This window comes from Sphingobium sp. TKS (assembly GCF_001563265.1).
GTDB lineage: Bacteria > Pseudomonadota > Alphaproteobacteria > Sphingomonadales > Sphingomonadaceae > Sphingobium.
In genome coordinates this window covers 2498972-2520924 of sequence record NZ_CP005083.1, presented here as the reverse complement: position 1 = coordinate 2520924, position 21953 = coordinate 2498972, and the positions used below count along the sequence as shown (strand labels likewise).

Genomic DNA, 21953 nt, shown 5'->3' with positions numbered 1-21953 from the left:
GTTCAATCGCTGCGGGTCATTGCAGGCGAACGATCAAATAGATCAGCGTCGCCGCGGAGATCAGCAGATGAATGATCGGCAGGCTACGCCGAAGCACCGGTGCCCAGGCTAAGCCGACGAGGTCGAGCGCTTCATTCTCCTCTTCCGGCCAGTCCTGTCGAGCCGATGATGCAGTGGCCATCGCAGGTTGCGGCATTGATGGTGGCTTTGAGGTAGCTCCTGCCGGGACGGACTCCTGCGAACCACTGCCTAGGATCAGTTTCTCAAGACGCCGGGCAAATTCCTGCATCAACTTGGCGCCGATCTCATCTATCATACCCGTGCCGAATTGCGCGGCGCGACCGCTGAGTTCATATTCGCTGTCGATTGCGATGTCGCAGCCGCCCGGAACAGACGAGGCCTGCATCGTCACAACCGCCTTGGCGCCGCCGCCGCCACGCACCTCGCGGCCCACGCCTTCCACTTTCATGCGATGCGCGGCTCCGTCCCGCTCTACGAAATGGAGATCTCCACTATAGGCCATCTCGATCGGGCCGACCTTCACTTTCATGCGGCCGACATAATCGTCCCCTTCGCCGGATTCGATGCCTGCCCCGGGCATGCAGGATGCCACGCGACGAACATCAAGGAGGATGGGCCATGCTCGTTCGACCGGTACGGGCAGTTTGAAACGATACTGGAAATTCACCGGTCTGGTTCCTCCTTAATGCCGTCGAGGTGTTCGGCCCGTGCCCACGCACCGGCTTTCGACAGGGCTTCGAAAATCCGCTGGGGCGAGGCAGGAAACTGCTCGATCTTGGCGTCGAGGCAGGCGAGCGCGTCGTTGACCGCACCTGCGACAGCCGCAGGCGCCGAAATCATCGCGGACTCGCCCATGCCCTTGATCCCGCCAGGCACGAGCGAGGACGGCGTTTCCAGATGGGATATCTCAATGTCCGGGATGTCGAGGCTGGTCGGCAGCAGATAGTCCTGAAACGTGGACGTTATGAGCTGTCCCCGCTCGTCATGAACCAGTTCTTCGAGCAGGATCATGCCCACTCCTTGTGCCAGGCCACCTCTGATCTGGCCCTCAACGATCATCGGATTGACCATCCGACCGCAGTCCTCGACGGCATAGGCCTTCTCGACGCGCGCCAGACAGGTCTCGATGTTGATCTCGACGATCACCGCATGGCCGCCATTGGCGAGCACGATGTCGGACGGGTCGAACGCGGCAGTGGCTTCCAGCGCCGGATCGAAATTGTCGGGATGCGTCGCCTCAGCAAAATAGGCCGCGCCGGCAACGGCTGCGAACGGCATCTTGCGGCCAGGATCGTCACGGACGTGGATCATGCCGCCGCTCATCTCTATCTCGTCGGGCGAAGCCTGAAGCAGCCGCGCGGCGACGGCGCGCATCCGCCCTCGCACGATTTCGGCGGCACGGCCGATTGTCCCCGCTCCGAACACGGCGGACCGACTGGCCACGTTGCCGAATCCGACCGCATGATTGGTGCTGCCAGCCAAAATGGTGACATCGTCTACGGACACGCCAAAGGCGTCTGCCGCGATCTGGGCAAGCGTGGTTGGATTGCCCTGACCGGATGTGACAATGCCGGTCGTGACCGTTACCTTACCGGTGGGCTCGACACGAACGGTCGCCGTATCGTGAGAGGTCAGCGGATAATCGAGAAAATTGAGCGCGCGCGTGCCGATCCCGCTGATCTCGCTGAAAATCGAGATGCCCAGGCCGAGCAGACGGCCTTGCCCGAGAGCTTCCTTCTGCCGCTCTCGAAAGTCTTCGTAGCCGACCATTGCCTCGAGCCGGTCCACGGTTTCGAGGAAAGTACCTTCGCGGATCGTCATGCCGGCCCGGGTCTGATAAGGAAAATCCTCCTGTCGCAGAACATTGCGCCGTCGGATCTCGAAAGGCGACAAGCCCAGTTTCCGCGCCGCTCGGTCAATCAACACCTCGCGCGCGAGAGTAGGCGCGGTAAAGCCCACACCGCGATACGCGCCAATCGGGCATTTGTTGGTCGTGACGGAGAAGGATTCGGCGGACAGAAGTTCGATCTTATAGGGATCGGCAACAACCAGCATGCCGGAATGGCCCTCGACCAATGGAGTCCACGGCAGGGAATTATAGGCACCGCTGTCGGTCGTCACACGATCGCGCAGCGCGAGAAAACGGCCCTGATCGTCCAGCGCGAGCGCAATTTCGTTGATCTGCTGTTTGGCTTGGGGGGCACGGAAGAGATTTTCCTGCCGGTCTTCGATCCAGCTGATCGGTCGCCCCAGTTCTATGCTGAGCAGGCACGTCAGCAATTCTTCGGGATGAAGATGCGCCTTCTGCCCGAACCCGCCACCGACCATCGGCGTGATGACTTCGATATTCTGCTCGGGGAACTGAAGAAAGATCGCTGTCATCGTTTTAATGAAGCTGGGCATCTGCGTTGCCGACCAGCAGGTCAGCATATTCGTGGTCCATTCGTGCCGGGCGACGAAGCCGCGCGTTTCCATCGGCGATGCGTTGATGCGTGGCGTGAGGAACCTTCCCTCGACCGACAGGGCGGCTTGGGCGAAGACATCCTCCACCGGATCCGCCACCCGATGCGAGCGATAGACGAGATTGGCCGGCACCGCGGCATTGGCCAGATCGTCCGTGCCGATGGCCGTTACGACATCGGTGACGACGGGCAGCTCCTCGATGTCGACTTCGATCCGTTCGAGCGCGTCTTCCGCCTGGGCCCGGCTATGCGCGACCACGACGGCAATGCTTTCGCCGACGAAGCAGATCTCATCATAGGCAAGCAGCGGCTGGATGGTCGCGACGAAGCCCTTATGTTCGAGCGCAGACGCAATTCCCGGGCAGCGCGCGCCGCTGTCCTGGCCTGTCCAGACCAGCTCCACTCCGGGCATTGCCAACGCTGGGGCAGTATCGATGTGCCTGATTCTGCCATGCGCGACAGGACTGCGCAGGATCGCAACGTGCAGCATGTCGGGCAAGACGATATCGGCGATGTAACGTGCCCGACCCGTCAACAGACCGGGGTCTTCGCGGCGCGGGATCGACGTGCCGATCGATTGGGGTCTGAGCTGGGCGACTTCGCTCTTGCTCATTCGGCACACTCCCGATCGCCGTCAGCGATGTCGGGCCGTCCGGTTTCCGCATAGTCCATGATCGCATCCACGATCGTCTGGTACCCTGTGCAGCGGCAGATATTGCCCGACAGCGTTTCGCGCACCTCACCGCGCGTTGGATGGGGGTTTTCCGCGAGCAAGGCCTGTGTCGTCGCGAGGATACCTGCGGTGCAGAAACCGCATTGCAGTGCATGATGCCTGCGGAATGCCTCCTGCAGGGGATGCAGCGTATTGCCCTTGGCCAGGCTTTCGACAGTCCGGATTGTCTTGCCGTCCGCCTGTACGCCAAGCATCAGGCATGAGCGGACCGCCAGGTCGTCAACGATGATGGTGCACGCGCCACAGACGCCGTGTTCGCAGCCCGTCCGGACTCCATAGAGGCCCAGTTCCTCGCGCAATGTGTCCGCAAGGCTCAGACGCGGTAAGACGCTGAAGCGCCGCTCGCGCCCGTTGATGGTGGCGATCACCTCCAGCGTTTGGTCTTCTTCGGCCCTGCGCATCAAAACGCTCCCGTTGCGAGGCGGGTGAGCGCGCGGCGCATCAACGTCGTGGCCAGTGACATCCGGTATTCGGCGCTCGCATGGGTGTCGGACCGCGCATGAATGTCCGTCGTCGCCAGAGCGGACGCCTCGCGAATGACCGATGGGGTCAGTTCCCGGTCGATCAGATAGGCCTCGGCGGCTACCGCGCGGATGGGGCGGTCGGAAATGCTTCCGAGCATCAACCGGGCCTTGCGGCAGATCCCGTCCTCGATACGTAGGCCCGCGGCCGCCATCGCGATCGCGAGATCGCCCGACCGCCGTGCCAGTTCCTCAAACGCCCATTCCATGTCAGAAAAGGGGACCTCTACGCCGGTCAATATCTCGCCGGGCTCGATCGCGGTGGTGTAGTGGCCTTGAAAGAAATCAACCGCTGCAACGGAGCGCGATCCCCCGGGCCCCTCAAGCAGCAACATGCCGTCCAGCGCAGACACCACGAGAGGCATTTCCGCCCCGGCATCCGCATGGGCGAGGCTTCCCCCGAACGTTCCCCGGCTTCGTACTGCCTGATGGGCTACATGATGCAGCGCCTCGGACATGAGCGGGAAATGCATCCAGATATCCAGTGATGACGCATTGGCAGCATGCGTGACCATCGCGCCAATCCGCATCGACTCCGGGAGGACGCTGCTTTGCCGAAGCCCGTCTATGCCTCCAAGGTCGACCAGCATCCGGGGCGCGGCGACGCGCAGGGCCATCATCGGAAGCAACGACTGCCCGCCCGCCAGCGGACGGGCATCCTCATCATCGCTCAGCAATTCGATCGCATCTGCGAGGGACGTAGGACAGGCATAAGAAAAAGGCGGAAACTTCATGAATTCAGTGCTCCGATTCGTCTCATACCTGCCCCGCCGCTCAATTGAATTTGAATGCGACCGTCACACCATATGTCGCCGGTTGTCCGGCGAACCGCGCAATGGTGTCGTAGTCGGTGAATATGCTCGTCACATAGTATTTGTTGAACACGTTCTTGCCAAACAGCGTCACGCGATAGCGGCCATCGTTGAAGGATGCGCCGGCGCGCACGTCCACCAGCGAATAGCCGGGGATGGTGTAGGTATCTTGGGGGGCTACGGACGATGCGAAGTCGGGTGTAATCACCAGTCCGCGCGCCCCGCCGATATTGGCATTGGCCTTGCTGCGCGTCGAGAAGACGATGCCCACGAAGGGTTCGGCGTTGCCCATCTGCCATTTATAGTCGGCAGCCAACCTCAACTGATATTTAGCCCCTCCTATTCATCACAGCGTCGTTTCTGCGCGCAGCGGAGCTCGGCGAGCCCTGGCCGCGTAATCAGGGCGAGCGCCTGCGCTGCGTCTTTTTCACCGCTGGATTTCGGTAGGTTTGCGGGGTTAATGGACGGGGCTCAGACGTTCGGCGGCACGGCCGCGTTCGCTAGGTCGGGGCTGATCTGAGGGCCGCGGCAATGGTCCGGAAAACGGCGGCATCCGGACAGGCGGAAGCGAAGGCCACGCGGATGCGGGATGCGCTCTCGATGACGCGGGCGGCGACCTTGAGGAGCCGCAGGCGCAGGGTCGCGAACTCGGCGCTGGCGAGTGCTTTGGCCTTGGGAATGGCCTGCTGAATACGCCACATCAGCCAGAACGCAGCGGTGTGCAGGATCAGCCGCATCTGGTTGGCGTTGGCCGAGCGGCACGAGGTGCGATCGCTGGCCAGCTGCGCCTTGTGCAGCTTGATCAGGTTTTCGGCCCGACCCCGTGCGCAGTAGAGCGTGTCGTAGATGTGCTCGGCCGATCCCTCCTCGAGCGAGGTGACGACGTATCGGATATCCATGCCCAGGATGCTGGCCTCGATCCGGGCGACGACACGGCGCTGGCAGTTCCAGCTTTTTGCGCCGTAGCGTGTCTGGGTATAGTTGCGCAGGACCACATGATTTCCCTCGGCGCGCTTGACCGCGCAGGCATCGGCGACCTTCACGATTTCGGGATCCGTGCGCAGGGCGGCGTTGGTGGGCAGGCCAAAGACATAGTCGATGCCGTGCGCCTCGCAGAAGGTCATGACCTCGGGCCTGCCATAGTGCCCGTCGCCACGAATGGTAATGTGGGTGTCGGGCCAGTGCCGCCGGATATGTCGGATCAGGCGCCGGATGTGGCCGGCAGCCTCTGCGCCCGAGGGCGTCTTGCCGGTGCGCAGCAGCATCGCGACCGGCCTGCCAGTCGCCGTGTCGTAGACATGGATCGGCAGAAAACAGCGCTCGCCGTGATGGCCATTCCAGAAGGACAGCTGCTGATAGCCGTGAACCACATCGCAGGTGTCGTCGATGTCCAGCGTCACTGCTGCAGGCGCTGCCGGATAGCTGGCGCAGTAGACATCGACCATCGCGACCATCATGCGCGCCAGCTCGCGCGTGGTCGGTGCGTTTTCCCAGCGGCTCATGGTGGGCTGACTGGCCAGACCCGCACCCGAACCCGGCAGCTTGCCCAAGGCCAGGCGGAAACCGGGATCATCGCGCAGCGTGTCGAGGTCATCGGCGTCCTCATACCCGCAGGCAATCGCCAGAACCCGCGCACGCAAGATGTCGGTCAGCGAATGGACGATGCGCGAAGGATCGCGCGGATCGGCGATGCAGGCGGCAAGCCTCTCGCAGATCCCCATCAAACGCTCGGCCTGGGACAGCAGAAGTACACCGCCATCGCAGGTCATCCGACCGCCATCGAAGGCAGCACTCACCTTCTTGCGTGCAATGGCTGGGAATCCAAAACGGGTGCGACTATCGTCGCTCGCGGCGGGTGTGGTCTGTGGCATTTTCTGTCCGGCATCAGGTCAGGTGTTAGCAACCATTTTCCTAATGCAGATCAAAGCGTTACGCCACATCCGCCAACCCAAATTACACACCGTCATGAATATGCCGGGTTAGGCGTATAGGGAATGACTGATCCCTTATAGTCCATCGGCCCGCCGGCTGTATCCAGGCCAACGAATTTCGTGACCTTGCTGTCGAGGATGGAGCCCGACGCGGCAAGCGTCAGGCCGGGAACGGGCGTGAGCGTCACATCCAGTTCGGCACCGATCATCCGGGACTTGGGGATGTTGTCGAGCGCATCCAGTACGCCAAAAATCGGGTCGACGATCTTCGAACGAAGCTGCTTATCCTTGTAGTCATAATAGAAGCCAGCGCCGACGATCTGAAGGCGCCGCTCAAGCGCAGACAGTTTGAAGCCGGCTTCATAGGACAGCAGCGATTCCTGCGTCACCGGCAGGAACTGCTCGAAAGTCGCGGCCGATGCGATAGGGAAGCTGCCCGCCTTGTACCCCTTTGCGACATTGACGTAGAGCAGCGCGTTCCCCGACACCTTGAAATCGACACCCGCGCGCCAGGAGACATTGTCTTCCTTCAGCATGTCCCGGAATTCGCCGGGGAGATAGGTCGCCGGCGTTCCGTCGAGCGTGGTGTTGTCGAGCGGCGCGCAACCCGCGCCAATGGGCGGCACGGGAACGCCGGTGGGGGTGAAGCCGGCGACCGGGAAGGATCCGAGCTGGATCGCATTTGCCAGACCGTCGAATGCAGCGGCGAAGGTGCCATCCCCGGGATCGCCCGTACAGGTCGCTGCGGTCCTTCGCGCATTCGTATACCGGGCGCCGCCCTTCAACGTAATCCGTTCGTTGATGTCGTATTCGGCGTTGGCGAAGAACGCGTAGTTACGCATGCGCTGGTCTGAATAGACATAAGCACCGGTGTAACCAAATATGGGAGCGGTGCTGATGTCAGAAAGTGTCTGCAACTGATATTCGTAGACATGACTCTTTTCGTAGTTCGCCCCCAAGACCCACCGGAGGGCACCACTCGGTCTGTTCGCGATTCTAAGCTCTTGGCTGAAGGATTTGATGCGCCCTTTGTCGACGATGAAATCATCGGCCATAAGAGTAGTGCCATCGGTTTCGAATCCCTGATCGGGCTTGTAGTCTACATAGGATGTGATCGAGGTCACGGTGATATCGCTTGTCACATCCCAATTGATACGCGCCGACCCTTGCAGCAGACGGTTGTCTGCATGCGGGCGGGTCGAGGGAGTCCAGTCGGCCGCGCGCGCATTGAACGGGGAGAAGGGGAATGCCCGCAAACCCGGAACCGTGGTTGCCGGGGATTGTGACAACAAGGTCTGATATTGCGGGGCCTGCGGATCACTCCGGTCGCGCCAGCCATTGAGGTTGATCTCGACGCTGACGGTATCGACCGGATCCCAGTCGAGTAGCAGACGTGCGCCGTAGTAAGCGACTTCGCCCAGTTTGTCATTACGCGTATAGCTGCGTTGCCAGTCATCGGCATGCGCGCCGGTGACGGCAAGACGAGCGCGCAGAGTGTCCGTCAGCGGTCCGCTGACATAGGCATTCCCCTCGATACGATTGAAGCGGCCATAGGATATATCGCCGCCCATTTCGAAGCTGTTCGTCGGCTTGGCTGCGATGAAGTTGATCGCGCCGCCTGTCGAGTTCTGGCCGAACAGCGTCCCTTGCGGTCCCTTGAGAACTTCCACCCGCTCCAAGTCGAAATTGGCATGGGTAGAGAGCGCCGGAAACGACAGCGGAACCTGATCGACGTAGACGCTGGTCGTCGGATAGGCCGCAAGGGAAGTCTCGTAAAAGCCGACGCCGCGCAATGTATAGACCGGGGTCTGTGTGGCCGAAGGGGCATAGCTGAGACCGGGAATGGAATTTGCCAGGTCGCTCAGGGAGACAATGTTTTGGCTCTTGAGCGTGTCGCCGCTAAGCGCCGTGATCGCCAGGCCCACCTTGTTGATCGACTGCTCGCGCTTGTTTGCCGTGACGACGATATCGGTGCCGCTATCGACCGCGTCCTGCGCGAGCGCGGCACATGGCATTAGAGCGTACAGCGACGCCGATCCCAGACATAGCGTTAGTATCCCTGATCTATGGGCTTTCATCCCAATATCTCCCCTTTCGAGTAAAACCTGGCGCGCAAGCTTCCGGTGCTCCTTCGCGGACGGAACGGCTCCTGCATCGTCCTGACCTAGCCGATCCTATTTTGGTGCACGCTGGGTAACTCGCATACTTCCCATCATTAGTCAATAGATAGTCCATTGAGTATCAATTGTAAACCACACTTAGGTCATGGCCTAGTGTCCTAGGTGCGAAAAAAGGGGCGGTGAAACTTTAACCGCCAGAAATAAGAGGATAAAAAATTGGAATGCGGAAGGGCTCGGCCATAGGATCTCGCGACGGTTCACCGCGTTGTTCGGGGCAACCCCGCTATCCTCCAAGCCCGAGCATAGCCCGCTTAGACTGTCAGCCGTGGACCGAGGAGACCTGCCGCGGTGACATTGTAGAGCCAAGGCTGTGAGTGCGTCTCGAGCGGCGGCGGGCCCGGCAGCTCCAACCGCTTGGTATAGTCGGTCTTCGACACGCCAAAGCTCAGTTCACCGACGCCCTGCCAGCGACCTTCATAGGTGATCCCACCTGTCCATTGGCGCACGCGGTTCTAGATTCGCTCGGTGAAAGAGAATTCAGGCTCGACCGGCCTGCTCCCCGATCCGGGTTGGGCCGTAGTCGATCACCGCCGAGCCGGAATATTGTTGCCGCAAATCGCGCCCGCGCGCTGAGAGGTGGATGACGTGCAGCCGCCGTCCTTCGATGAAGCTGCGCGTCACCCGCAACTCGCCGCTAATCGATTTGAAGCGGCTGCGAGGATCAGCGATCATCGTCCGATTGGCGACGCCGTCGCGCGTCACGCCCGTCAGCAGGTTTGCGAACGTCGTTCGATCATCGAAGACCGATCGTAATAGCCCAGCGCGCATAAGGCTAAGGCGACCCGGCACGATAGGCACCGCGGCGTCCGCCTCGATCGAGGCCAGCCGCAGCTGTGCACATTGGCGACCGTCGATAGCGATGCCACGTCCCCGGCCTCCGGAAGCTGTAATCAAAGATCCCTGTGGGGGAGGGAAACAGTTACGCCGCTGCGCTCGCGGCCGAGACCGGCGGGGACGCCATTCCTCCCGAAAAGCTCGCTTCGCCGATGCTGGCGAAGTTTATGGCGAGCGACCGGGGCTCTCCCACCGCCATGATACCAAGGGCTGAGCCGTCCGGCTAGGGTCAATTACCCAAGAACCGTCTGCGGCGCTCCTGGGCATCGACCTTGATAATCGCTTCCTCGGCATTGGCGCATTCGCCGCCGCGCACCGAGCCGTCGCGGCATCCGGCCACGACCTGTCGCGCTTCGTCGAGATGCGCCATGAAATACTTTGTCCCGCGCGCCTCGCTCGATGCCGGTGACATGGGTGTCAGCGCACTGGCGACGACGGTTGCAGGCGATGGCGAGATGACAGGCCGCAAGATGAATCCGCCCGCGAAACCGATCGCCAAAGTGACGATCAAGACGATGATTGTCTTACCTTGCGACATGGCTTTGCACTCCAAAGATCACTGGCTCATCTTACTGGAATCTCGGTGGAAAATCAAAAGACAGCGCGTATTGCGTTTTGATGAACCCAAGGGATCGTCGAAGCGCAGGATTGCCGTTATCGTCTCGCCAGCAAACCGCGCCAACTTTCGTGCCCTCGATCAATTGCTCACTCCCCCGACTTTTTCTCTCTAGCCGTCTCAAGCAATGGAGACGCAAGCGAAACTAACGGCCAGTCAGACTTTCGCCCGACATACCCGCACGCAGGCTGGCGGTCTTCCCGGAGCACTGCGACGCATTCGGCGTATGCGGGCATCGGCCCAAACTTCCCGGACATACACGATTTTTTTGGAAAAGGTGTGCCGCGTCGCGCGCCGTCTGCTTCCGCTAGTCGCCTGACGGAAGTCTGCCTGTCCGCAATCGTTGAGAGTTTCAGACGCCGTGAGGCGTCAGAAAGTCGACGGTGCCCGAACCCGCGGTTCCCGCGCGTGATCTATGGGGATTTGCGTTTTGCGCGAGCCTTGGGGTGATGGATGTCTGCCCCAAAGTGGACGGTATCGAAAGCAGACCGGCGGTTTTTGAGCACCTCTGACGGTCGTCTCAATGAAGACGGTCCGCTTATGAGGCGACTTCGTCTGCTTTTCGGGTGACGAGGCACGAGCGTAGCGGTCCTCCGGAGCACAAGGCCTTCGGAGGGTGGAAACGATATGCCGCGCCGGGTCACGACGTTGTTCTCCCGGTGGGCGCCGGCGGAGATGGCGGTCCGCGTGGGTGATACCGTCGCTCAAAGGTCTCGATGATGACCATGTTGCCACCGCAGCATGGGCATGGCGGACATGAGCCTGAAGCGTCCGGCGGCATTTCTTCGGCGGCGGGTGGCTCCGTCCCCAGCAGGCGGCGAGCCCGTTCGAGATTCTCCCTTCGAGCACCGCTGGCGAGCAGGCCGTAATGACGGATACGATGGAAGCCTCTGGGCAGGTCGTGCAGCAGGAAGCGGCGAATGAACTCCTCGGCGGCAAGCGTCATGACCTGTTGCCGGTCTGTGCCGTTGCGGCGGTAGTCTTTGTAGCGGAAGACGACCTTGTCCCCGTCGAAGGCGAGAAGCCGGCTGTTCGAAATGGCCACGCGGTGGATGTAGCGCGACAAATAGGCGAGTACCGCTTCGGGACCGGCAAAGGGTGGCTTGGCATAGACCACCCAGCGCTTCTTTCGCACCGGAGACAGGTGACGCAGGAAAGCCCGGCGGTCGGCGAGATGTGCCATACCGCCGAAGAAGCCAAGCTTGCCGGCCTGGTGGAGATCGAGGAGCCGCGTCAGGAACAGGCGGCGGAAAAGAGCTCCCAATACGCGCACGGGTAGCAGGAACGCCGGGCGGGCTGAGATCCAACGTTCGCCGTCGAGCGAGAGCCCGCCTCCGGGCACTATCATGTGGATATGCGGATGGTGGGTCAGGGCTGAACCCCAGCTGTGGAGCACCGCCGTGATGCCGATGCGCGCGCCGAGGTGTTTTGGGTCAGCAGCGATGGTTTGCATGGTTTGAGATGCGGCACGAAACAGCAGGTCGTAGAGCTCCCTCTTGTTCTGCAGCGCGATGGAAGCGACCTCAGCGGGAAGGGTGAAGACGACATGGAAATAGCCGACCGGCAGCAGGTCGGCTTCGCGCTCGGCCAGCCATGTGCGTGCGGCTGCGCTTTGGCACTTTGGGCAGTGCCGGTTGCGACAGCTATTATAGGCGATGCGCCAATGACCACAGTCTGTGCAGGCTTCCACATGCCCGCCCATCGCTGACGTACGACAATATTCAACCGCCGACATGATCTTCAGCTGGTGCAAGCTCAGATGACCGGCGCGCGCGCTGCGATATGCCGGGCCCGCACTCCTGAAGATGTCGGCGACCTCGAGCGAGGTCCGCACCTGGCTCAGCCGTCCGTTGCGGCTCCAGACGGCAGCAGCAGCTTGTCGAGTGGACTGGTGATGGAGCGCACCGTCTTGGTGGCGACGCGCGTGTAAAAGGCGGTGGTGTTGAGCTTGGCATGGCCGAGCAGCGCCTGGATGACGCGGATATCGACACCGTCTTCGAGCAGGTGGGTCGCAAAGCTGTGCCGCAAGGTGTGCATGCCGACACGCTTGTTGATGTCGGCCGCCAGAGCCGCCTCGACGACGACACGATAGAGTTGCCGCGTGCTCAGCGGCACCTGGGCGTTTTGCCCCGGAAAGAGCCAGCCATTTTCTCGCATGATGCCTTGCTGGCGACCAGCACGCCACCAGTCCCTAAGCAGCAGGAGAAGCCCCTCGGGAAGCATGGCGTTGCGATAGCGCCCGCCCTTGCCACGCTCGATGCGCAGCAGCATGCGCTTGCTGTCGACATCGCTCACCTTGAGCGCTGAGACCTCCGATACGCGCAGGCCCGCGCCATAAGCCACGGACAATGCCGCCTGGTGCTTCAGGCACGTGGTGGCTTCGAGGAGCCGTTTCATCTCCTCAAGGGACAGGACCACCGGTATCTTGCGGATGTGAGCGGTCCGAACCAGCTTGCGGGCGAGCTCAGGTCGGTCGAGCGTATGGGTGAAGAAGAACCGTAGCGCTCCCACCACGCTGTTCATCGTCGGCACCGGCACGCCAGCATCCTGCTGCTCGATCTGGAACCGGCGGACATCTTCCGCCGTGGCTGTATGCGGCGAACGTCCCAGCCAGGTCGCGAACCGCCCAACGTCCCGGAGATAGTTGCGCTGCGTCTCGCGCGAGAAGCGGCGCAAGGTCATGTCGTCGATGAGCCGCTGGCGCAGCGGGCTATGGGGGACAACGGGTATGAGGTCGGTCATCGTGAGGCTCCTCAGTTGAAGGAACCTCGATGGTCTGCTCGCGCCCTACCGCCCTCAACTCAGGACCTGCCTACCGCCTGGGCCTTAACCTGTTCCCGAGCACCCCTCCCGCGCAGCGGGTTCGTGCATCGCCCAGAACCCGACTCGTCGAAACGTCGGCTAAGCCATTGTCGGGTTCGTAGATCGAGCGGCGCGAGACGGCGCCAATAGACGATAGTTGGCATCTCCCGGCGGCTCTAGGGTAGTGCTATGGCGAAGGTAAAGTGCCCATCCTCATCGGGCGTGGCCCGCCATTCCCTTCCTCAAGTCGGTAAAATTGATCCTGGTTAAAGCGGGGCGGTTTTTCCGATGCTAGAATCGGCTCGTTCATCATCGGAGGTGACGATGTCTGCCGATACTGACGCGCGCTATTTGTTTCGGCGCGCAAGAGAGGAAACCGCGAAGGCCGATGCTGCGGCACGGCGGAGCGCTTCGTCGCAGGAGGTCGCGGCCCATCGCGAACTCGCGCTGCGCTATAAAGTCAGGGCCTTGGCGCTGTCCTGCCCCGATCAGGTTCTGCACGACGCGATGGAAAGAGAGCCGTGATCGGCTGGCGGGAACTTCTACCCACGCACAGAATTTAAAAAAAAGCGCCCCCGGGCAAGGGATAGCCGGGAGCGCGACTTGTTTGCTGTCGGGCATCCAAATCATCCTCCGCATAGCAAGGGGGCGGGTTTCTGGCAATCTACCCAAAGGTAGAGCGCATGCTTTCCGTAACGTAACCCATATGGTCGAAGGCAGGCATCCCCAGGGCAAAAAGCCCAATTGAAAATTCCCCTGGAATGCCGACATTTCTGCCGTTGATAGGATGGCATGACGATGGACGACACAGGCGGGATTTCAACGATGCAATCGGCGGCGGAAAATGGCGGACGATGGAAACGGCGTTCACCGATCGAGACAGGGCTCTTGGGCCGCTGCCCGCGCTGCGGCGAGGGGCATATATTTCGCGGTTTTCTGACGGTGCGCGATCATTGCGAGGTCTGCGGGCTGAATTATGACTTTGCCGATCCGGCGGACGGGCCAGCCGTGTTCGTGCAGTTGTTCGCCTGCGTGCCGGGAGTTGTCTTCATCATCATGCTGGAAATCTTGGCGCGACCGGGGCTGTGGGTCCATCTGGCGGTCGGCGTTCCGGTGCTGATCCTGACGACGATCCTGCCCCTGCGGCCAATCAAGGGATGGTTGATCGCCGCGCAATATGTGAACAAGGCCCAGGAAGCCGGCACCGCTCAATTATGGGCGAAATTGCACGGCGGTCGGCCCGGCGATTAACGGCCGCCTGCGGAGCCTGTCGATTTAGGGTGTGTGGGGATTCAGCCTATGGCGGGCTGCAAATCGCGGCTTTCTGCGCTTCCGGTGCTCACGACCTTCATGGTCGCTGCGCGCCGGTTCTCGAAATCCGCAATTTTCGCCTCACCCTGAGCTGAATCTCCACACACCCTAGATCAGTATGGCAGAAATCTCGGCGCGCTTAACTAAGCGCGCCGTGGCAATGCTTGTATTTCTGGCCCGAACCGCAGGGGCACGGCGCGTTCCGGCTGATGTCCAGATTGGCGAATTCTCCGCCCTGACCAGCGCCTACAGGCGGGCGCGGCAAAGTCGTGGTGATGCCGCCAATCTGTCCGCCGTCAATGTCCCCGCTATTATCTTCACCCGAAAAGGGATCGATATGCGTGGTGATGAAGTCGGGCAGTACCGGCAGCTCGAATTCGGGCAGCGGTTCCTCCATGCGGAACTGAACGCGGGCGATCGACCCGGTCACATCCTCCCGGATATTGCCCAGCATCCGCTCAAACAGGGCGAAGGCTTCCTGCTTATACTCGTTGATCGGCGTCTTCTGTGCATAAGCACGCAGGTGCACGACCTGGCGGAGCGCGTCGAGGGTCGACAGATGCTCCTTCCAATGATGATCGAGGCTCTGGAGCAGGATGCTCTTCTCGATCATATGCCAGTTTTCGGGGTCGAGTTCCTTGACCTTCTCCGCCACGGCTTCGTCAGCCAGCGCAGTCAGCCGTTCCTCGATCATTTCCGGATCGACATGATCCTCCGCCAGCCAGGCGTCGAAATCGGGTTCGAGGTTCAGCACCTCCGCTGTGCGGGCCTTCAGGCGCTCCATGTCCCATTGTTCGGGATAGGTGCCCGGCGGGCAGGAGGCGCCGACCAGATCGTTGACCGTCTCATGCCGCATGTCGACGACGACATCGTCCACCGTCTCCGCGTCCATGATGTCGCTGCGCTGTTCGTAAATGACCTTGCGCTGGTCGTTCATCACGTCGTCATATTCGACGACCTGCTTGCGGATATCGTAGTTGCGCGCCTCGACCTTCTTCTGCGCGGTCTCGATCGCCTTGCTCAGCCATTTGGACGGGGGCAGCGCCTCGCCATCCTCCAGGTTCGATCGGATCATCTTGGCGAACATGGTGTCCGGGCCAAAGATGCGCATCAGATCGTCGTCAAGGCTGAGGTAGAAGCGGGACAGGCCGGGGTCGCCCTGACGGCCTGAACGACCGCGAAGCTGATTGTCGATGCGACGGCTTTCATGCCGCTCGGTCGCGAGGACGAACAAGCCGCCGGCCGCGAGCACTTCGGCCTTTTCGGCCTCGATTTCGGCATCGATGCGGGCGATGGCCGCCTCGCGCTCCGGTCCTTCCGGCATGTCGCGCAGCTCATCCTCGACGCGCATTTCCAGATTGCCGCCGAGTTTGATGTCGGTGCCACGACCGGCCATGTTGGTGGCGATCGTCACCGCGCCCTTGCGACCCGCCTGCGCGACGATATGCGCTTCGCTTTCATGGAAGCGGGCGTTGAGGACGGCGTGCTTGACCCCTTCCTGATTCAGGAACTCGGACAGCATTTCCGATTTTTCGATCGATACCGTGCCGACGAGGACCGGCTGGCCCTGCTCGGCGTGGATCTTGATGGTCTTGGCGATGCCGCGGAACTTGTCTTCCAGATTCTTGTAGAAGCTGTCTTCCTCGTCGACCCGCTGCACCGGCCGGTTGGTCGGGATGGTGACGACGTTCATCTTGTAGATTTCGAAGAATTCGGTCGCTTCGGTCGCGGCCGTGCCGGTCATGCCGCCCAGCTTCGGGTACATGCGGAAATAATTCTGGAAGGTGATTGAGGCGAGGGTCTGGTTTTCCGGCTCGATATTCACCGCTTCCTTGGCTTCCACCGCCTGGTGCAGGCCGTCCGACCAGCGGCGGCCGTCCATCATGCGGCCGGTAAACTCGTCGATGATGATGACCTTGCCGTCTTTGACGATATAATCGATGTCGCGGCGGAACATGGCGTTCGCGCGCAGCGCCTGATTGACGTGATGGACGACGGCGGTGTTCTCGAAATCATAGAGGTTGGCGCCCTGAAGCAGCCCCGCCTCTTCCAGCATGCGCTCGATCTTCTCGGTCCCGTCCTCGGTCAGGGTGACGGTGCGCTGCTTCTCATCCTTTTCATAATCGGCCTCGTCCAGCCGCTTCACGATGGCGTCGACCGAGACATAGAGTTCCGACTTGTCATCGGTCGGCCCCGAAATGATAAGCGGCGTGCGCGCTTCGTCGATCAGGATCGAGTCCACCTCGTCGACGATGGCGAAGTTGAAGGGCCGCTGCACCATCGATGCGCGGTCGTACTTCATGTTATCGCGCAGATAGTCGAAGCCGAGTTCGTTGTTCGTCGCATAGGTGATGTCGGCGTTATAGGCCTCGCGCCGCTGGTCTTCCGACAGGTTCGGCACGATCACGCCGGTCGTGAGGCCAAGGAAGCGATAGACCTGCCCCATCCATTCGCAGTCACGGCTGGCCAGATAGTCGTTCACCGTGACGACGTGGACGCCCTTCCCCTCCAACGCGTTCAGGTAAGTGGCAAGCGTCGCGACCAGCGTCTTGCCCTCACCCGTGCGCATTTCAGCGATCTCGCCGCGATGGAGGACGATGCCGCCGACCATCTGCACATCATAATGGCGCTGGCCCAGCGTGCGCTTGGCCGCTTCGCGCACCGTGGCGAAGGCTTCGGGCAGCAGGCTGTCCAGGGTTTCGCCCTGCGCCAGCCGCTCCCGGAATCGAACGGTCTGCGCCGTCAATTCCTCATCGGTCATCGCGGAGATGGTGGGTTCGAAAGACGCGATCTGTTCGACGGTCTTGCCCAGCGACTTCACATAGCGGTCGTTGGAGGAGCCGAAAATGGACTTGGCGAGTGCGCCGAACATGCAAGTTCCTGACAAAAGGGGACGCGCGCGCCTTAAGGGCGACGCACGCAGACATGCGCGGCGATTTAGGGGGCGCACAGGCGTTAGTCAATCAGAGCGGGTATGTCCTGGTATCCCAATAAGGGCTGACCGCGCCAATTTTCAGAAACGAAATGATCGGATAAGCGGGATATTGGCGGATCGCGGCGTCTTGTGCCAAAGCCTGATAAAATGAGAGGCATTTGACGATGGTTCCCGCCCCTGCCCGCATGAAGTTGCGTGGCGCGACTTTTATCGTGATGGCGGTGGTTGCGGCCCTTCTCTGGTTCGGGATTACGGCGCTCGCCACGCCGTTAGATCATGATGAGAGCCAATATGTAGCGGGTGCCTGGTTCAGTTCGCACATGCTGATCTATCGGGACTTCCTCTACCTTCAGCCGCCGCTGCACGCTTGGCTGTTCGCGCCGCTCACCTGGGCGTTTCCGGGAAAGATGCTCGCGGCGATGCGGCTTGCTACGGCGGCCTGTGCGGTCGGCACGCTCCTGCTGCTATACCTTGTTCAGCGCCGGGCAGGCGTTTCACGCGGCAGCGCGGTCCTCGCGACCATCTCCATGGCCACCACGGCAGCGTTTCAGTTCACCGCCAGCGTGACGCGCAACGACATGCTGCCAACCATGCTGGCCACGCTGGCGATGCTCCTGATGATCGCAGCGCTGCACATCGGGCGGCGGCGCCACTGGTTCGCGGCGGGGGTGTTCTTCGGGCTGGCGATCGCCGCCAAGCTCAATTTCATTCCATTGGGCGCGGCGGCGGGCGGCTTTGCCCTGTTGGCCTATCGCCGCCATGCCCTTTGGCTCGCCCTTGGCGCATTGGCCGGGATCGCGCCGATGCTCATGGCCTGGGCCGCAGCGCCAGCCGCCTTTTCCTATGGCGTCGTCACCTTTGCCGCGAGCGGTCCCTTCGCCTGGTATGCGGCCAATGGGGCGGGCGACGAGCTGGCATTGGGCGAGAAATTCGCGGACCTCGCGAAATATCTCTGGCGGGGACCGGCTCTGATGAGCCTTGCAATGATCCTTGGCCATGGGTGGGCGAATCGCGGGCGAGCCTGCCCGCCTGAGAGGCAGTTTGCCTATTGGATGATCGGCGGCGGATTGATCGGCGCTGCATTGCCCACGCCGTCGCAGCTTCAATATGTCATGCCGCTGCTGCCGCCGCTGGGCTTGGCGCTCGGCATCATGCTGGACGATGCGCGGGCATGGCATGGTCGTATGCGGCCGGGTTTGATCGCTTTGCTCTGCCTTGCCGCTGTGCCGGGGCTGTTGCCGTCGGGCGGCCATGTCGCAGCGATGACGCGCCACGGATCGCCTATCCTGACCGCGAGCGCCAACGCTCGCTGGGCGGGGGCGCAGGTGCGCGCTCTGACCGGCGATGACGAGATCGTCAGCCTTTCGCCCCAGCAACTGGTCGATAGCGGCCTGAACATCGACCGGCGCTTTGCTCCAGGCCCCTTCGTCTATCGGACGGGATGGACGATGGACAAGGCCGAAGCGCGCAGCATTCATGCGATGATCCCGGCAATCTTGACGGATCTGGACCGCGATCCGCCCGAGGCCATATTGGTCGGCTATGAAATGGGGACGCGCAAACTGCCTCTGAGACCCGACGACAGCCTGATCGCCTATGCAAAGCGGCGTGCCTATCGGATGCTCGCCATGCCGGACGGCGTCGGAAAGCTGTATATCCGCCCATCTCGCCGTTGACGGACGGGCATATTGCGCTAATCGACGGGCATGACTGAACGCTCGCCCCTTGCCCCCGCCGCTTTCCCCGATCTTCCGCCCATTGCGGGCGTTACGGCGCGCGTGGCGCGAGCGCGCTACAAGAATTGGGACCGCTGCGACCTCACCTATGTCGAACTGACCGCAGGTACGGCGGTCGCGGGCGTCACGACGCAGAGCAAATGCCCCTCCCCCGAGGTGGAATGGTGCCGGGACGCCATTCCGCTGGGATCTGCGCGGGCTTTGGTGGTCAATGCGGGTAACGCCAATGCCTTTACCGGGCATCGCGGCCGCGCCGCCGTGGAGGCGATCGCCGCCAAGGTCGCCAATCATCTGGACTGCCAGCCTTCGGATATCTTCATCTCTTCGACCGGAGTGATCGGCGTTCCGTTGCCGGTGGACAAGGCCGAGGCCGGGCTGGAAGCTGCTTTCACGGCCCCCCCCTGCGGCTGGGAAGATGCCGCGACGACCATCGGCACGACCGATACCTATGCCAAGGGCGCTCACGCCTCCGCCATGATCGGCGGCACGCGGGTCGAGCTGGTCGGGATCGTCAAGGGTTCGGGGATGATCGCGCCCGACATGGCGACGATGCTCGGCTATATCTTCACCGACGCCGCCGTCGATCCCAAGCTGTTGCAGCAGATGCTGTCCGCCGCCAACAGGAAGACCTTTTCCTGCATCACGGTCGATAGCGACACCTCGACCAGCGACACTGTGCTGGCCTTTGCTACGGGCAAGGCGGGCAATGCGCCGCTCACTTCCATGGAGGATGCCGGAGCGGATGCCTTTGCGGCGGCGCTGGGCGATCTCTGCCGCCAGCTTGCGCATCTGGTGGTGCGCGACGGGGAAGGCGCGACGAAATTCGTCGAGATCACCGTCGAGGGCGCGGAAAACGATCCGAGCGCGCATCGCATCGCCCTTTCCATCGCCAATTCGCCGCTGGTGAAGACGGCCATTGCCGGGGAGGACGCCAATTGGGGCCGCGTGGTGGCCGCAATCGGCAAGGCGGGCGAGCCTGCCGATCGGGACAGGCTTTCCATCCGTTTCGGCGCGACTCAGGTGGCTTCCGGCGGCCTGGCGGTCGAGGGCTATGACGAAGTGCCGGTGGCAGCCCATCTCAAGGGACAGGACATATTGATCGGCGTCGATCTGGGGCTTGGCGACGGTCGGGCGACAGTTTGGACATGCGACCTGACTCACGGCTATATCTCGATCAACGCGGATTATCGTAGCTGAGAATAGGGCGGAGCCGATGCCGATCGAATTGCACGATCCTGTCGTCGCGCTGATGCGCGAAGTGGCGCGGGACGTCGTGATGCCGCGCTACCAGAATCTCGCCAGCCATGAAGTCAGCGAGAAAGCGGCCGACGACCTCGTCACCATCGCGGACAAGGAAAGCGAAATCCGACTGGCCGAAGGGCTGGCCGCCATATTGCCGGAAGCGGGCATCATCGGGGAGGAAGCCTGCGCTGCCGATCCCGCCATCCTGGACCGCGCAGGCGACGGCCTCAATTGGATCATCGACCCAATCGACGGAACGGGGAATTTCGCAGCGGGAAAGCCGCCCTTCGGCATCATGGTCGCGCTGGCCGATGCGGGGACAATCCTGGCCGGGTGGATATTGGACCCGCTGACGGGACGTCTATGCCATGCCATATTGGGCGCGGGCAGCCATATCGATGGCAAGCAGGTCTATGCCCGGGAAAGCGGCGAAGCGCTGCCAATCGCCGCACTCGCCGTCTATTTCATGACCGATGAAGAACGCGCCGACATCAAGCGCCGGTCGAAGGCCAGTTTCCAATTGGTGGATATTCCCCGCTGCGCTGCGGAGCAATATCCGCGCCTGGTGCTGGGGCAGAACGACATTTCGGTCTTCGCGCGCACTTTGCCCTGGGATCATGCGGCGGGAACGCTGTTTCTCAATGAGGCGGGCGGGCGGTGCCAGCGGCTGGACGGATCGCCCTATGTCGTGGGCGATCTGCGGCGCGGGCTGCTGGGGGCTTCGTCCCCGCGCCTTTGGGATCTGGCGGCGGAGCGGCTGTTCCGCTGAAATAGGGAAAGGACGGACATGCTGACGATCTGGGGACGCCTCAACTCGCATAATGTGAAGAAGGTGGCCTGGTTCGCTGGCGAAATAGGCCTGCCTTATGTTCGCCATGATGTCGGCGGCCAGTTCGGCATGAACGACGCCTATGTGGAGATGAACCCCAACCGGCTGATCCCGACGATCGAGGATGGCGATGTTATGCTGTGGGAATCCAACGCGATCCTGCGCTATCTGGCTGGACGCTATGCGCCTGAGCCGATGTGGCCCGCCGATCCCGCTGCACGGGCGCAGGGCGACAAATGGATGGATTGGCAGTTCAGCTTTGCCGATGCGCAGCGGGATGCCTTTGTGAACCTGATCCGCAGGAAAGCGGAAGATCGGGATGCGGCGGCCTTGGCGAAGTCGGCGCGGACATCGGGTGAAGCGATGCTGATCCTCGACCGCGCATTGGCCGGGCAGCCCTGGCTGTCGGGGGAAAGCTTCGGCGTCGCGGACGTGCCGATGGGCGTCTATGCCCATACTTTCTTCACGCTGGAGATGGAGCGGCCAAAGGTGCCGCATGCGCGCGCCTGGTATGACAGGCTACGCGAAAGGCCAGCCTATGCCGAGACCGTCATGATCCCGCTGACCTAAGATAAAATATGCTCCTGCGAACGCAGGAGCATATTTTGGAAAGGCCGTGACCGACCTTTCCTCATTCCATCAAAGAACGCTTTCGATCCAGCCCTTGAGCGCGCTCTTGGGCGCCGCGCCGACCTTGGTGGCGGCGGCTTCGCCATTTTTGAAGAGGATCATCGTCGGAATGCCGCGCACGCCATATTTGCCGGGCGCATCGGGATTTTCGTCGATATTGATCTTCGCGATGACGACCTTGTCAGCCAGTTCTTCCGAAATTTCTTCCAGAGCGGGGCCGATCATCTTGCACGGGCCGCACCATTCCGCCCAGAAATCGACGAGGACAGGCTTGTCCGCATCGATGACGTCCTGCTTGAAGCTCAGGTCGGTGACTGCCTTGGTAGCCATTTTTGGTATCTCCTTCGGTTGGCAGATA

At 61.8% G+C, this 21953-nt stretch carries 22 protein-coding genes; 8 read left to right on the top strand and 14 right to left on the bottom strand.

Features of this window, described 5'->3' with window-relative positions:
• Positions 1 to 16: 16 nt before the first annotated feature.
• The 9 genes from K426_RS12575 to K426_RS12535 form a co-directional block, all read right to left on the bottom strand.
• A complete protein-coding gene (locus K426_RS12575; protein WP_066554390.1) occupies positions 17 to 688 on the bottom strand; it encodes an SRPBCC family protein in 672 nt (223 codons plus the stop codon).
• Positions 685 to 3096, bottom strand: coding sequence for a xanthine dehydrogenase family protein molybdopterin-binding subunit (locus tag K426_RS12570; RefSeq protein ID WP_066554385.1), 2412 nt, complete (start codon positions 3094 to 3096; stop codon positions 685 to 687). Before K426_RS12570 ends, K426_RS12575 begins: the two co-directional genes overlap by 4 nt.
• Positions 3093 to 3617, bottom strand: a complete 525-nt coding sequence (locus K426_RS12565; protein WP_066554380.1) for a (2Fe-2S)-binding protein — start codon at positions 3615 to 3617, stop codon at positions 3093 to 3095. The genes K426_RS12570 and K426_RS12565 overlap by 4 nt, the downstream gene beginning before the upstream one ends.
• A complete protein-coding gene (locus K426_RS12560) occupies positions 3617 to 4471 on the bottom strand; it encodes an FAD binding domain-containing protein (RefSeq protein ID WP_066554377.1) in 855 nt (284 codons plus the stop codon). The genes K426_RS12565 and K426_RS12560 overlap by 1 nt, the downstream gene beginning before the upstream one ends.
• A gap of 40 nt (positions 4472 to 4511) precedes the next feature.
• On the bottom strand, positions 4512 to 4865 hold the full coding sequence (locus K426_RS12555; RefSeq protein WP_066554375.1) for a TonB-dependent receptor: 354 nt from the start codon (positions 4863 to 4865) through the stop codon (positions 4512 to 4514).
• 184 nt (positions 4866 to 5049) lie between these two features.
• The gene (locus K426_RS12550) at positions 5050 to 6420 is read right to left on the bottom strand and encodes an IS1380 family transposase (protein WP_066557561.1); all 1371 of its coding nucleotides are present in this window, start codon (positions 6418 to 6420) and stop codon (positions 5050 to 5052) included.
• Positions 6421 to 6512: 92 nt separating this feature from the next.
• Positions 6513 to 8405, bottom strand: coding sequence for a TonB-dependent receptor (locus K426_RS12545; protein ID WP_237229784.1), 1893 nt, complete (start codon positions 8403 to 8405; stop codon positions 6513 to 6515).
• A gap of 506 nt (positions 8406 to 8911) precedes the next feature.
• On the bottom strand, positions 8912 to 9106 hold the full coding sequence (locus tag K426_RS12540; RefSeq protein ID WP_066554362.1) for a hypothetical protein: 195 nt from the start codon (positions 9104 to 9106) through the stop codon (positions 8912 to 8914).
• A 31-nt stretch (positions 9107 to 9137) separates the two neighbouring features.
• Positions 9138 to 9449 (bottom strand): hypothetical protein, encoded by a 312-nt coding sequence (locus tag K426_RS12535; RefSeq protein WP_158511725.1) that lies wholly within the window; start codon positions 9447 to 9449, stop codon positions 9138 to 9140.
• A 113-nt stretch (positions 9450 to 9562) separates the two neighbouring features.
• Here K426_RS12535 and K426_RS30320 point away from each other — a divergent pair, with 113 nt between their 5' ends.
• Positions 9563 to 9721 carry a DUF2274 domain-containing protein gene (locus tag K426_RS30320; protein WP_443018189.1) on the top strand — a complete coding sequence of 53 codons (159 nt, stop codon included), beginning with the start codon at positions 9563 to 9565 and terminating at the stop codon, positions 9719 to 9721.
• A 2-nt stretch (positions 9722 to 9723) separates the two neighbouring features.
• Here K426_RS30320 and K426_RS32535 read toward each other — a convergent pair whose 3' ends face one another.
• Positions 9724 to 9864 (bottom strand): hypothetical protein, encoded by a 141-nt coding sequence (locus K426_RS32535; RefSeq protein ID WP_237229783.1) that lies wholly within the window; start codon positions 9862 to 9864, stop codon positions 9724 to 9726.
• Between K426_RS32535 and K426_RS32530 the strand changes: the two genes are divergently transcribed.
• Complete coding sequence (locus K426_RS32530) at positions 9863 to 10225, top strand: hypothetical protein (RefSeq protein WP_237229782.1); 363 nt, start codon at positions 9863 to 9865, stop codon at positions 10223 to 10225. The two genes, K426_RS32535 and K426_RS32530, sit on opposite strands and share 2 nt — an antisense overlap.
• A 525-nt stretch (positions 10226 to 10750) precedes the next feature.
• Here the strand turns inward: K426_RS32530 and K426_RS12525 are convergent.
• Positions 10751 to 11944: an IS91 family transposase gene (locus K426_RS12525; protein WP_066554355.1), complete on the bottom strand. Its 1194-nt coding sequence runs from the start codon at positions 11942 to 11944 to the stop codon at positions 10751 to 10753.
• Between the two features lie 5 nt (positions 11945 to 11949).
• Entirely contained in the window at positions 11950 to 12852 is a 903-nt protein-coding gene (locus tag K426_RS12520) for a tyrosine-type recombinase/integrase (protein ID WP_066554352.1), read from the bottom strand.
• A 384-nt stretch (positions 12853 to 13236) separates the two neighbouring features.
• Between K426_RS12520 and K426_RS12515 the strand changes: the two genes are divergently transcribed.
• Both K426_RS12515 and K426_RS12510 read left to right on the top strand, forming a co-directional pair.
• Complete coding sequence (locus K426_RS12515) at positions 13237 to 13437, top strand: hypothetical protein (RefSeq protein WP_066557556.1); 201 nt, start codon at positions 13237 to 13239, stop codon at positions 13435 to 13437.
• A gap of 273 nt (positions 13438 to 13710) precedes the next feature.
• A complete protein-coding gene (locus tag K426_RS12510) occupies positions 13711 to 14163 on the top strand; it encodes a DUF983 domain-containing protein (protein ID WP_140404553.1) in 453 nt (150 codons plus the stop codon).
• A 199-nt stretch (positions 14164 to 14362) separates the two neighbouring features.
• On the opposite strand, the gene secA is transcribed toward K426_RS12510, so the two are convergent.
• On the bottom strand, positions 14363 to 17095 hold the full coding sequence (gene secA, locus K426_RS12505; RefSeq protein WP_066557553.1) for a preprotein translocase subunit SecA: 2733 nt from the start codon (positions 17093 to 17095) through the stop codon (positions 14363 to 14365).
• 227 nt (positions 17096 to 17322) lie between these two features.
• On the opposite strand from secA, the gene K426_RS12500 reads away from it, so the two are divergent.
• The 4 genes from K426_RS12500 to K426_RS12485 are packed head-to-tail and all read left to right on the top strand — an operon-like array spanning position 17323 to position 21535.
• Positions 17323 to 18834: an ArnT family glycosyltransferase gene (locus K426_RS12500; protein ID WP_066557546.1), complete on the top strand. Its 1512-nt coding sequence runs from the start codon at positions 17323 to 17325 to the stop codon at positions 18832 to 18834.
• A gap of 30 nt (positions 18835 to 18864) precedes the next feature.
• Positions 18865 to 20091 (top strand): bifunctional glutamate N-acetyltransferase/amino-acid acetyltransferase ArgJ, encoded by a 1227-nt coding sequence (argJ, locus tag K426_RS12495; protein WP_066557543.1) that lies wholly within the window; start codon positions 18865 to 18867, stop codon positions 20089 to 20091.
• 16 nt (positions 20092 to 20107) lie between these two features.
• Positions 20108 to 20905, top strand: coding sequence for an inositol monophosphatase family protein (locus K426_RS12490; RefSeq protein ID WP_066557541.1), 798 nt, complete (start codon positions 20108 to 20110; stop codon positions 20903 to 20905).
• Between the two features lie 18 nt (positions 20906 to 20923).
• The gene (locus K426_RS12485) at positions 20924 to 21535 is read left to right on the top strand and encodes a glutathione S-transferase family protein (protein ID WP_066557539.1); all 612 of its coding nucleotides are present in this window, start codon (positions 20924 to 20926) and stop codon (positions 21533 to 21535) included.
• Positions 21536 to 21604: 69 nt separating this feature from the next.
• Here the strand turns inward: K426_RS12485 and trxA are convergent, their stop codons facing one another.
• On the bottom strand, positions 21605 to 21925 hold the full coding sequence (gene trxA / locus K426_RS12480; RefSeq protein ID WP_066557531.1) for a thioredoxin TrxA: 321 nt from the start codon (positions 21923 to 21925) through the stop codon (positions 21605 to 21607).
• Between the last annotated feature and the right edge of the window lie 28 nt (positions 21926 to 21953).